Origin of the sequence: Mesorhizobium sp. M0598, assembly GCF_040320865.1 — a bacterium.
Classification (GTDB): domain Bacteria; phylum Pseudomonadota; class Alphaproteobacteria; order Rhizobiales; family Rhizobiaceae; genus Mesorhizobium.
Window position 1 is genome coordinate 18,605 of record NZ_JAMYQL010000047.1, and the last position, 11,550, is coordinate 30,154.

Sequence of the window (11,550 nt, forward strand, 5' to 3'; positions counted from 1 at the left end):
AGGCCATCGAATTTGGCTGATTGGGCTCAGGGCCTACGGCCTTTTCCCGGTATCGGCAAGAACGCGAGCGAGTTTCAGCGCTGCAATCAGGCTGTCGGCACGGGCGATGCCCTTGCCGGCGATGTCGAAGGCGGTGCCGTGGTCGGGCGAGGTGCGGACGAAGGGCAGGCCGAGCGTGACGTTGACCGCCTCGTCAAACGCCAGCGCCTTGGCCGGGATCAGCGCCTGGTCGTGATACATACAGAGCGCCACGTCGTAGCCGGCGCGGGCGCGAGCATGAAACAGCGTGTCGGCCGGCAATGGCCCGAAGGCGTCGATCCCTTCCTGCCTCAGCCGGTCGACCGCCGGGCGCACGATCCGCTCGTCTTCGGTGCCCATGGTGCCGCCTTCGCCGGCATGCGGGTTGAGGCCGGCAATGGCGAGCCGCGGCTTGGCAATTCCGAAGCGGTTCGCAAGGTCGGCGGCGGTGATGCGGCCGGTGGCGACGATAAGGTCCGTCGTCAGCGCTTTCGGCACCTCGGCCAGCGCGATGTGGATGGTGATCGGCACCGTGCGCAGGTCCGGTCCGGCAAGCAGCATCACAGGCGTCACTTCGGTGCCGGTGTGAAGCGATGCCAGATGCGCCAGATATTCGGTGTGGCCGGGAAAGCGAAAGCCGGCGTCGTAGAGCGGCTTCTTGGCAATGGGGCAGGTGACGACCGCGGCAGCGCGGCCGGCCAGGCAGTCGGCAACGGCGCGGTCGATCGCCTCGATGATGCCGGCGGCGTTGGCTGGATCCGGGCGGCCGGGACTGTCGACGAAACGGGCAGCAAGCGCCACCACCGGCAGCGCGCGCGAAAACACCCCCGGCGCTAACGCCGGCGTCGTCTCGGCAATCGCGATATCGGTGCCGAGCCTGTGCGCTCGCGCGGCAATCAGTGCCGGATCGGCAAGGAGATAAAATGACGGAACGCCAGCGCTTTCGCGGGCCTGCCAAGCAGCGATGGCGATGTCCGGCCCCACGCCGGACGGATCGCCGACGCTCAACGCCAGCGGAAGCTCTGCGTCAGCCACGGCGCTTCGACTTCAGCGCTCGATTATGCGGGCTTTCTTCCGCAACTCCTCGACATATTTCTTCGAGAGTTCGTCGGCGTTCTTGTCGTTCGAACCTTCACTCTGGAACACCATCTGCGCGGCTTTGTCGTCTGACACTTCGCGCGACGAGCAGATGCCGATGAATTCGACACCGCGGTCGGTTTCGCGCGTCGTGGTGGCGCCGCCGACCTTTGTAGCCTTTATCTGCTCGGCCCAGTCCGCCGGCAATTGCGGCGCCAGCACCCGGCCGAGATCGCGAACGGTGACATCGATCAGGCCCTTGGCGAATTCGCGCGTGGTGTTGCAGCCGTTGAAGCGGGCGCGCATGGCGTCGGCTTCGCGTTTGCGCTTGGCCAGCGTCGCGGTTCGCTCGGCGGCCGGCACCACGAAGATGACCTGTTGCAACATGTACTCTGTGGCGCTCGGTTTGCTGCCGCCTTTTTCGAGCATGCGCTTGACGAGGTCCTGCTCGCTCATGGCGCCGCCACCGTCTCCGGAACGGGAACGCGCGGTCAGCGCCTGGTTCCAGGCCATCTGCGCCCGGATAAAGTCCTTGAAATGCTCCTTGGTGACGCCGGATTGCGCCATCGCGCCGTCAAGCTGCTTGAGCGGCATCTTGTTGCTGGTGGCGAAACGCTGATAAGCGGCATCGACCTGCGCGTCGCTGATGCGGATGCCGAGCCGCCGGGCTTCGGCCAGACGCAGCGTCTGGTCGATCATTTCCTGGCCGGCATCGCCCTTTCTGTGCTGCAGGCGCAGGAAAGCGGCCCGATGCTGGATGTCGCCGGTGGTGATCGGTATATTGTTGACGACGTATTTGATTTCGGTGGCGAAAACTGGCCGCGTCACCGCGGTGGTCGAGAACGCCACCAGCAGCGCGAACCCTGCCGAAAAGAGGTATTTCCTCATCGAAAGCATCCCAATTCCATCCCGATTCGGCCCAACCTATCCCAGTTCAGGCCGTCAAAATTCGTGCCTGCTCTATGCGGCGAAACAATGTCGTCCGCCAGCCGCCCCGTTGCCGACCGCTGCCCGTTATTGAATGGTGTCGATGGAGCGTTGCGACGAGCCGAAATCGCCGAGCGTGCGGAACGACAGGTTGAAGCCGACGTTCTGCGATACTTCCTTGGTGTTCAGGTCACGTCTTTCCGAAAACGTCATCAAATAGGTAAAGCACGAATCACTATAGGCAAAGCCGACCCCGTCCTTGACCAGAACGCTCTGCTCCAGATCATACGTGCCGGTGCCAAAGACGCGCCAATTCTCGGCAAGATGTGTCGAGGCGCCGAGCGTAACCTCATGGCGATCGGTCGAGAAGCCATAGAGCGGCTGCGCCTGGATGAAGGCGTATTTGGCGCTCAGCGATACCGGCAGGCCTGAAAAGGCGGCCTTTACCTCAGCGCGGCGGATCTCGAAGCTTTGCTCGTCGAAACGGCCGCTGACCGAGCCGGAAAACCCGCTGGGGCTGTTGAAGCCGACAAGGCCGACATAGTCGGAGGTTGCAGTTTCAAGACCCGAATAGGCGCCGACATTGACCAGGTCCGGCGTGCCGAACGAGTTCTGGCCGCCGAGCTGGTAGGATTGGCCGAACACCGCATTGGTGCCCCAGCCATTGTCATATGCGCCGGAATAGCGCAGCCCGACATTGGCGCGTGTGCCGCCTTCCATGCGGTCATAGCCCGAGAATTTGTCGCGCTCGAACAGCGTCGTGGCGTCGAAGACGAAGCTCTGGGCGTCCTCGTTGGGGACCGCCAGCCCGCCGACATATTGCTCGTTCGGACGCATGAATACCTGCGCCATCGGTTCGAAGACATGGCTGGAACTGGTCATCGAAAACAGCACCGGCCAGCGCATCTCAAGGCCGGCGGTCGCCATGTAGCGGGCAAGCGATGAACGCATATCGTCCTCGACGCCGAGATTGGTCGCCATCTGGTTGACGGCGTCGAGCGAGGCCGAGGAGGCGTTGACGTAGCCGGCGTCGCCGCGCAGCGCCAGGAGCGGTGTCAGCAGCAGCCCGCCATCGGTGGTGAAGGTGCGCTTCCATTCGGCTTCCGCGGTAAGGCGCCCGGATTGACCGTCGATGCCGCGGACGTTGTTGACGGACGAAGGGATGCCCGAATTTGCAAGAGCCGTATCGAGCCTGTCGCGGTCAATGACCCGCGCGTTGACGTCGAACGACAGCTGCCCGCCGGCCACCGGCATGTCGGGGATATAGGCGTAGTCGAGCGAGGGCAGCACCCAGGGCTGCTTGGCGGCGCGTGCAGTCGGATCGCTGGCGAGCGTGTCTTCCTGAACCTCGAAGTGCATGGCGCGCACGTCGAAGTAATTGCGATCGTTGAGCCCCGTCAGGTACACCTCGGAGCGGTGCACGCTATCGTTGAAGCCATCGATGTCGTAGGTGCGCGCGAAATTCTTGTCGCTCTGCAGCAGGATGTCCCAGCCGAAGTCCCAGCGCGGGTTGATGGCGAACTGGCCCTGGGTGCCCATCATGCCGCGGAACCTGTTCGGGTCGCCTTCGGTACCCGAATTCACGTTGTGGCCATTGTCGTCGATGAAGGCGTCGGGATTCTCCTGCCGGATGCCCGCAATCTTCAGGCTGTACTGACCGTTGTTGAAGCGCTGCCTCCACTCGGCCTCACCGAGGAAACCTTGCTTGGTATAGCCGCTGCCAGTGACAGTGAGATCGTAGGTCGGCGAGAGCGCGAAATAATAGGGGACTTTAACACCGACGCCGAGATCGCTCTTGTAGGCGACGCCGGGGATCAGGAAGCCGCTCTTGCGCTTGACCGTTGGGTCGGCGATCTCGAAAGCCGGCAGATAGGCCAGCGGAAAGCCGAAGAACTCGAAATTCGAGTTCTCGAAGCGAACCGTCTTCTTCTCGCCGTTCCAGATGATCTTCCTGGCCTTGATACGCCAGGTCGGCGCTTTGTCGGGCTTGTCCTCGCACGGCTCGCAGGCGGTGTAGACGCCATTGTGGAACGTCGTCAGCACGCCGCCCATGCGCTCCGCGCTTTCGGCGGCGAAATACGCCTTGTCTATGGTCTCGACCCGCAGCGCGTTGACGAAGCCGTCGGCGAAATCGTCAGTGATGTCGGCATGCTGCGAATAGATTTTGGTGCCGTCGCTATTGACGAGTTCGACATTGCCGCTGGCGACGAGGCGTTTGGTGTTGCGGTTGTATTCGACCCGCTGGGCGACCAGACGGTTGCCGCCGTAGTCGATCTGGACGCCGCCGACGGCCGTCACGGTCTGCTTGTCGTTGTCGTAGACCAGCGTATCGGCTGCCAGCAGCATCTGCGTGCCGCTCGGAACCTTCTTTGCCAGCTCACTGACGTCCTGGGCAAAAGCCGGAGCAACCGGGGCGGCGCTGGCAAGCAGGCACGCCAAGGCGCTCGCCGCAGAGAGGCGTGCCAAACCGGCGTGCCTATGGCTGCGCAAAACCGCCTCCCTCACTAGCCGTCTTCCTTGTATAGCAGGAATGTCACCCCGAAGAACATAGCCACGACAACCGGGACCCAAGCCGCTACGGCCGTGGGTACGAATCCCGCTACGCCGAATGCCTTGACCAGCACCGAAACGACATAAAGCAGAAACCCGGCCACGATGCCACCCAGAATCATCGTTGCCGACTGCCCCATCCTCGCAAATCGCATTGATACCGTTGCCGCAATCAGCGTCATCGCGACAAGCAGGAAGGGCAGCGCAATCAGGGAATTGAACTGCATGGCGAAGGCATTTGCCTTGAGGCCGAAGGAGCGGGCCACTTCGATCTTGCCGGGCAGATCGTAGAAGGGAATGGTCTCAGGGCGCGCCAACCGCTCTTGCACGAATTCCGGCTTGAGATTGGTCGGCAGCCGATCGCTGGGTAACGACTGGATGGTACCGTCCCGGAACACCTTGACGTCCTGCAATTCCCAGTAGCCGTCCCGCAAAAAGGCGCGCGCCGCATCCTTGCGCTCGATGATGTCGCCTTGCGGGCTGAAGCTGAAGAAGACCGCGTCGGCCATCTCTAGGCCTTGATTGAGAATGGCGCGCGCGCCGATGATGGTGTCGCCGGCGTTGGTTTTCTGCCTGATCCAGGGCGCAGCATCGGCCGAGACGCTGTTCGACTTGCCCGAACGGAGCTGGGTCTCGATCTCCTCGGACCAGGAATAGGCGTGCGCGGCTACCGGATTGATGACGCCGACCGACAAGGCTCCAAACAGCAGCGCCCCGATGCAGCACGGCAGCAGGAATTGCCATGCGGAAACCCCGGCGGAACGGGCAATGACCAATTCATATTTGCGGTTGAGCGACACCAACGTCGCCATCGCCGAGAACAGGCCGACGAACGGCACCGTCTGCAGCATGATCATCGGCATCCTGAGCCCCGAAATGGCGAACGCAGTTGCGTAGGTGAAGCCCGGCACGCCGGTCGTGCGGCCGGAAAGCTCGGTGAAATCGATCAGGAACACCAGCGCCAAGAGGCCGATGAAGAACCAGATGGTGATCGTCACATAGCGAAAGAAGAAGTACCGACCCAGAGTCCAGCCCATCAGCCGGCTCCCTGTCCGGATGCGCCACGCCCGGCAAAACGGAGCTTGATGGCGCTCCAGCCGTCACTGAAGCGGCCGGCAAGATTGGTTATCCAATCGGCCCAGGCAACCGGCAGTTCCATGGTCCGGTTGGACACGATGAACCAGATGGCGATCGCCGATGCCACGATCGGGACGCCGTAGACCATATAGGCATATTGCGGCACCTTGTCGGCCTTGCCGGCGGCAAAGAACCCGAGCCAGCGCACGAACAGCGCGATCGCGATTGCCGTGATCAGCGGGTGCACACGCGCCTCGCGATGCGAGCGCGCATCTCCGGCAACGGCGAGCGCGATCAGCGCGAAGACGAGCGAATAGGACCACTCGGAAAAACGCTGGTTGAGCTCGGCCAGGTACCTGTTCGGCTTTTGCTGGTACATCTTGTCGTTCGGACTGGGATTGAGCAGATACTGGGTCGTCCGGTCCTTCGGCAAAAGCAGGATGTCAGATGATGCCGACATGAAAGCGGACAAGTCGAAGGCGTAGGAGGTGAACCGGATCACCGAGAGGTCGCCGGTCATGGTTTTGCGATGGATGACGCCGTCATTCATCATCAGCACCTTCTCGTCGCCGCGTTCGATGATGCTGCCGGTCTTGGCGTAGTAGATGAGATTGACGCCTTCTTCGCGCGAATCGGCGACGAAGATGCCGCCGAGGCGGTTGTCGGGAAGCCGTTCGCCAACCTGCAGGAACAGGCCGTCGTCGATCTTGCGGAAGGTGCCTTCCTGGATGATCAACGACAACAGATCGGCACGCGACGACGCAATCAACTCGCGGTTCTTCTGGCGTGCGTAAGGATCGACGCCATTGTCGACGGCGAAGGAAAAAACGCTGGCTGCAAGTGCCAGAAGCATGATCGGCCTGACAATGGTCCAGCGTGAAGCGCCGGCGGCATTGATGACGGCCAGCTCCGAATCCGAATTCATCACGCTGAGGATCTGGGCGACCGCGACCACCAGGGCGAACGGCACGACGATCGGAACGATTGTCGGGATGATCAGCGCTGCGACTTCGAAGAAGGTGAGGGCCGACTGACCGCTATCGGTGACGAGGTCGATGCGGGCAAGCACCTGAGTCGTCCAGACGATCGCCAGCGTCCAGACGAGCGCCAGCGCGAATACCGCGAAAGCACGGCGCATGATGTAACGTTCAACGACCTTCATGAAGGCTTTTCTCGGCGATTTCGAACGGCATCATGCCTTGGAACAAGGTAGTCGTCCGGCGCCGGCTGCACAACTGGCTCAGTTTGGCGGTTCGATCTGGGTTCTGTCCCGGATCGCAAAATCCGCTGGGCCGGAGTGTCGGCGGCAATGGATAAGAAAGAGCGAACATTGTTGGTTAACAACAGGTTGCGGCGGGAAGCGGGGCCGTGCCGCGACGAATCGTGGATGGTTCGATATCGCATATGGGAGCGATTTCGGCCAAAGTCTTGCCAAATGCGGCAAAACGACCAAATGTCGCGCCGGTCGCGACCGCCGCGGCGTGATAAGATGGGTCAGGATCTGTTGAGCCCCAGCATGGAAGCGGAAAAATTGCGCGGTCAAACCGGTCGGGAAGCGGTCTTTGACGGCGCGATCGTGGTCGGGGCCGGCGCGGCCGGCCTTGCCGCCGCCCACGCCTTGATGAAGGCCGGCGTACCGACGCTCGTCCTGGAAAAGGAGAGCCGGCTTGCCGAACCCTGGCATCGGCGGCACCAGCGGCTGCACCTCAATACGCATCGCGATCTCTCGACGCTGCCCGGCGTCGGCTATCCCGCAGGCACCCCGGCTTTTCCGCACAAATCGGCCGTCATTCGCCATCTGAACGATTTCAGCCAGGCGCATGGTCTGCCGGTGGCATTCGGCGTTGCCGTTGAAGAGATCACGTTCGACGGCGATCACTGGACCGTGCGGACGAACGCCGGACGTCGTCTGGCGCGTCATGTCGTCGTCGCCACCGGGCGCGACCGGCAGCCGTTTATTCCTGCGTGGAAAGGCATGAAGGATTTTGCAGGCCGGATTATCCATTCGGCCGATTTTGGCGAGGCGAAGGACTACGTCGGCAAAAGGGTGCTGGTCGTCGGAGCCGGCAATTCGGGGTTCGACGCACTCAACCATCTTGCGAATGCAGATGCCCAAAGCATCTGGCTGTCGGCCCGCAACGGCCCGTCGCTGCTGCCGAAACGCATCGGCAAGGTCGCCGTCCACAGGCTTTCACCGTTGATGGCGAGCTTGCCGGTGCGGCTGGCCGATGCGGTGATGGCGACAACCCAGCGCCTGGTTTTCGGCGACCTGACGAAATTTGGGCTTCCGCCGGCTCCCACAGGCGGTGCGAGCCGTCTGAGCGCCGACTACACCGCGATCGCAGCCGATGACGGCGCGGTTCGCGCCATAAAGGCAGGCACGATCGTGGTGGTGCCACCATTGCGGGAATTTACCCAAGACGGCATCGTATTGAATGACGGCAGGTTGATCACGCCCGATATCGTCATTGCGGCGACCGGCTATCGCACCGGTCTGGAGCAGATGTTCGGCAAGCTCGGCGTTCTCGACGGCAAGGGCGTTCCGCTTTTCAACGGCGGCGATGCCGATCCGAAATTGCCTGGTCTGTGGTTTACCGGCATGCGGCCGAGCATTCGCGGTTGTTTCGCCAACGCCCGCATTCAGGCCAGGGCGATAGCGGCGCGGATTGTCAAGCAGCGATGATGAGCCGGACTATGCCGACTGTTCCGCCCGCAATAGACACGCCTTGTTGAAAGGTGCTCGAACCGAAAGGCCAATGGTCATGACGCCAGTCAGCATTCGCTACATGGTCGATGATGTCGCCGCCTCGATCGACTTCTACTGTGGACATCTGGGCTTCGCTGTTGAACAGGACGCGCGACCGGCTTTTGCTTCCGTCACACGCGGCGCTTTACGGCTCCTTCTAAGCGGACCCGGCAGTTCGGGTGCACGGGCGATGCCGGATGGCCGGCAGCCGGTGCCGGGAGGTTGGAATCGCATCCTGTTGGTGGTGCCGGACCTGAAAGAAGAGGTTGCGCGCCTCAAGAGTGCTGGACTTGTCTTTCGCAACGATATCATAACGGGCGTCGGCGGTTCCCAGACGCTGCTCGAAGACCCATCGGGCAATGTCATCGAGCTGTTTCAACCCGCCGCTCACTGACGAACGTTTCTCGCGATAATCCAACTCACTTCCCCGAAAGCAGGACATGATGAATTCGAGACCCTCGATCGCCTTTGCCAAATTCGCCGCGCCCAAAAAAGGCAGCGTTTTCGTTCTGGTGGCCGACGAGGGCGGCCTCAGCGATGCCGCCAGGGCTTGCGATCCGGCAAAGACCCTCGAGCGGGCTTTTCCGGTCGCCGACTTCACCGGCAAATTCGCCAGCCTGGTCGAAGTGCTGGCACCGGAAGGGACATCGCTCGAGCGGCTGGTGGCGGTCGGTGCCGGCAAGGGCTCCAATCTCGATGATTACGCCTGGCTGAAGCTCGGCGGCACGATTGCCGCGTCCTTTCGCAAGGCAACCGAAGTGGCCGTCGTGCTCGATCTTCCCGGTGCGGCCGTCAGCGGCAGGCAAGCCGTTCAGCTTGCAGCGGGCATCCTGCTGCGCAGCTATTCCTTCGACAAGTACAAGACCAAAAAGAACAATGGTGACGACAAGCGCGAGCCAAAAAAGCCGGTCAAGGTGACTATTCACACCGCCGATCCGGCAGCTGCAAAGAAGGCCTTCGCCGATGAAGCGGCGGTGATCGACGGCGTCTTGCTGGCGCGCGATTTGGTCAATGAACCGGCCAATGTTTTGGGACCGGTGGAATTCGCCGCCCGCATCGCCGAACTGGAGGCGCTCGGCGTCACGGTCGAGATCCTGGCCGAGAAGGAGATGAAGAAGCTCGGCATGGGTTCGCTGCTGGGCGTAGCGCAGGGTTCGCCGCGTGGCGCCCGCATCGCGGTCATGCGGTGGGACGGCGGCAAGGCCAAGGAAAGCCCGGTCGCCTTCGTCGGCAAGGGCGTCACCTTCGACACCGGCGGCAATTCGATCAAGCCGGCGTCGGGCATGGAGGACATGAAGGGCGACATGGGCGGCGCTGCTGCCGTCACCGGGCTGATGCACGCCCTGGCCGCGCGCAAGGCGAAGGTCAATGTCGTCGGCATTGTCGGGCTGGTTGAAAACGCCGTCGACGGCCACGCTCAGCGACCGGGCGACATTGTCACCTCGATGTCGGGCCAGACTATCGAAGTGCTCAATACCGACGCCGAGGGCCGCCTGGTGCTGGCCGATGCGCTCTGGTACTGCAACGACCGCTTCCAGCCGAAATTCATGATCAATCTGGCGACGCTGACCGGCGCCATCATGGTCGCGCTCGGCCAGCATTATGCCGGCCTGTTCTCCAACAATGACGAGTTGGCGGACCGGTTGACGGCGGCCGGACAGGCGACGCAGGAGCGGGTGTGGCGCATGCCGCTCGGTGCCGAATACGACAAGCTGATCGATTCCAAGAATGCTGACATGAAGAACATCGGCGGCCGCCATGGCGGCGCCATCATTGCCGCGCAGTTCCTGCAGCGCTTCGTCAAGGACACGCCCTGGGCGCATCTCGACATCGCCGGCACCGCGATGGGCGCGCCTTCCAACGAGATCAACCAGTCATGGGCTTCCGGCTTCGGCGTCAGGCTGCTCGACCGGCTGGTGCGCGATCATTACGAGCAATGAGCGGCTGGGGCGGGACTCCGACAATGTAGACTGAACGCATGGCCGAGATTCTGTTTTATCACCTGACCGAATCGACGCTGGAGGATGCGCTGCCCGGCCTCCTGGAGCGCAGTGTCGATCGCGGTTGGCGCGCCGTGGTGCAGACCGGCACCGAGGAACGGCGCGACGCGCTGGACCAGCATCTGTGGACTTTCCGGGACGATTCGTTTCTGGCCCACGCAACGGACCGCGAAGCCCATCCCGCCGAGCAGCCGGTGCTTCTGACCGTCGGCCCTGACAATCCGAACCAGGCGCAGATACGCTTCCTGGTCGATGGGGCGGTGCCGCCGGAGCTTGGCGGCTACCAGCGCGCCGTGTTCCTGTTCGACGGCCACGATGCAGCCCAGCTAGAGGCGGCACGCACGCATTGGAAGACAATGAAGGAGGCCGGCCACACCGTGACCTACTGGCAGCAAACGCCCGACCGGCGCTGGGAACGCAAGGCTTAGAGAATTTGCAGCCAAGTGGAATCCCTGGCGCCGCAAGAGTGCGACGACAAAAAGATGGACCGCCGGCTATTCAGAAGACCGGAGCAAGCCCGATGCCGCCCGATGAACGAACGCCAGGCATGCCGATAGATGCCGCACTTGTTCGCCGGCTGATTGCCGCGCAGTTCCCCAAATGGGCGGACCTGCCTGTAGAGACGGTCGAGCCTGGCGGCTGGGACAACCGCACGTTGCGGCTGGGCGACAGCATGTCGGTGCGGATGCCGAGCGCTGCCCCTATGTCGCCCAGGTCGAGAAGGAGCATCGCTGGCTGCCCCGCCTGGCGCCTCACCTGCCTCTGCCGATACCCGTGCCGCTGGCCAAAGGCGCGCCCGGGGAAGGCTATCCATGGCCTTGGTCCGTCTATCGCTGGCTTGGCGGCAGACCGGCGGCTGGTGGACTGATTGCCGATCTTACTGAGTTCGCCCGTTCGCTGGCCGGCTTTCTGGTTGCGCTCTACCGGATCGACGCTGCCGATGGGCCACCGGCAGGGCAGCATAATTTCCACCGCGGTGGCCGGCTTTCGGTCTACGACGCCGAGACCCGAGCCGCGCTCTCGGCGCTCGGCGGCCGCATCGACAAGGCCGCCGCCGAGGCCGTGTGGGCGACGGCCCTTGGCTCGCGCTGGCAAGGGCCGCCGGTGGGGGGGCATGGCGCCGTCGCCAGGGGGCATCTGCTCGGCGCAGATGGG

Annotated in this window: 9 protein-coding genes and 1 pseudogene; 5 read left to right on the forward strand and 5 right to left on the reverse strand. The window is 62.9% G+C overall.

The annotated features are described in order from the left end of the window. Nucleotides 1-33 precede the first annotated feature (33 nt). The 5 genes from pdxA to lptF form a co-directional block, all read right to left on the reverse strand. On the reverse strand, nt 34-1,053 hold the full coding sequence (gene pdxA / locus NKI59_RS31845) for a 4-hydroxythreonine-4-phosphate dehydrogenase PdxA (protein WP_352708521.1): 1,020 nt from the start codon (nt 1,051-1,053) through the stop codon (nt 34-36). Nucleotides 1,054-1,065: 12 nt separating this feature from the next. Next, nucleotides 1,066-1,992: a peptidylprolyl isomerase gene (locus tag NKI59_RS31850; protein ID WP_352625014.1), complete on the reverse strand. Its 927-nt coding sequence runs from the start codon at nt 1,990-1,992 to the stop codon at nt 1,066-1,068. A gap of 117 nt (nt 1,993-2,109) precedes the next feature. Beyond that, nucleotides 2,110-4,527, reverse strand: a complete 2,418-nt coding sequence (locus NKI59_RS31855; RefSeq protein WP_352708522.1) for an LPS-assembly protein LptD — start codon at nt 4,525-4,527, stop codon at nt 2,110-2,112. After that, the gene (gene lptG / locus NKI59_RS31860) at nt 4,527-5,612 is read right to left on the reverse strand and encodes an LPS export ABC transporter permease LptG (RefSeq protein WP_023677695.1); all 1,086 of its coding nucleotides are present in this window, start codon (nt 5,610-5,612) and stop codon (nt 4,527-4,529) included. Before lptG ends, NKI59_RS31855 begins: the two co-directional genes overlap by 1 nt. After that, nucleotides 5,609-6,811 (reverse strand): LPS export ABC transporter permease LptF, encoded by a 1,203-nt coding sequence (gene lptF / locus NKI59_RS31865; RefSeq protein ID WP_352471099.1) that lies wholly within the window; start codon nt 6,809-6,811, stop codon nt 5,609-5,611. The genes lptG and lptF overlap by 4 nt, the downstream gene beginning before the upstream one ends. Nucleotides 6,812-7,165: 354 nt before the next feature. On the opposite strand from lptF, the gene NKI59_RS31870 reads away from it, so the two are divergent. The 5 genes and pseudogenes from NKI59_RS31870 to NKI59_RS31890 form a co-directional block, all read left to right on the forward strand. Beyond that, entirely contained in the window at nt 7,166-8,332 is a 1,167-nt protein-coding gene (locus NKI59_RS31870) for a flavin-containing monooxygenase (protein ID WP_352454410.1), read from the forward strand. A gap of 73 nt (nt 8,333-8,405) precedes the next feature. Further along, nucleotides 8,406-8,789 carry a VOC family protein gene (locus tag NKI59_RS31875; RefSeq protein ID WP_352471101.1) on the forward strand — a complete coding sequence of 128 codons (384 nt, stop codon included), beginning with the start codon at nt 8,406-8,408 and terminating at the stop codon, nt 8,787-8,789. A gap of 49 nt (nt 8,790-8,838) precedes the next feature. Next, on the forward strand, nt 8,839-10,335 hold the full coding sequence (locus NKI59_RS31880) for a leucyl aminopeptidase (protein WP_352621266.1): 1,497 nt from the start codon (nt 8,839-8,841) through the stop codon (nt 10,333-10,335). A gap of 38 nt (nt 10,336-10,373) precedes the next feature. Beyond that, a complete protein-coding gene (locus tag NKI59_RS31885; protein ID WP_352708523.1) occupies nt 10,374-10,823 on the forward strand; it encodes a DNA polymerase III subunit chi in 450 nt (149 codons plus the stop codon). Between the two features lie 92 nt (nt 10,824-10,915). Next, nucleotides 10,916-11,550: pseudogene (locus NKI59_RS31890) on the forward strand (phosphotransferase); the annotation flags it as partial.

Excerpts from the sequence above, each read along its gene's own strand:
- NKI59_RS31875 (WP_352471101.1), top strand. The coding sequence starts at position 8,406 with ATGGTCATGACGCCAGTCAGCATTCGCTACATGGTCGATGATGTCGCC.
- NKI59_RS31880 (WP_352621266.1), top strand. The coding sequence starts at position 8,839 with ATGAATTCGAGACCCTCGATCGCCTTTGCCAAATTCGCCGCGCCCAAA.
- NKI59_RS31850 (WP_352625014.1), bottom strand. The coding sequence starts at position 1,992 with ATGCTTTCGATGAGGAAATACCTCTTTTCGGCAGGGTTCGCGCTGCTG.
- NKI59_RS31885 (WP_352708523.1), top strand. The coding sequence starts at position 10,374 with ATGGCCGAGATTCTGTTTTATCACCTGACCGAATCGACGCTGGAGGAT.
- lptF (WP_352471099.1), bottom strand. The coding sequence starts at position 6,811 with ATGAAGGTCGTTGAACGTTACATCATGCGCCGTGCTTTCGCGGTATTC.
- NKI59_RS31870 (WP_352454410.1), top strand. The coding sequence starts at position 7,166 with ATGGAAGCGGAAAAATTGCGCGGTCAAACCGGTCGGGAAGCGGTCTTT.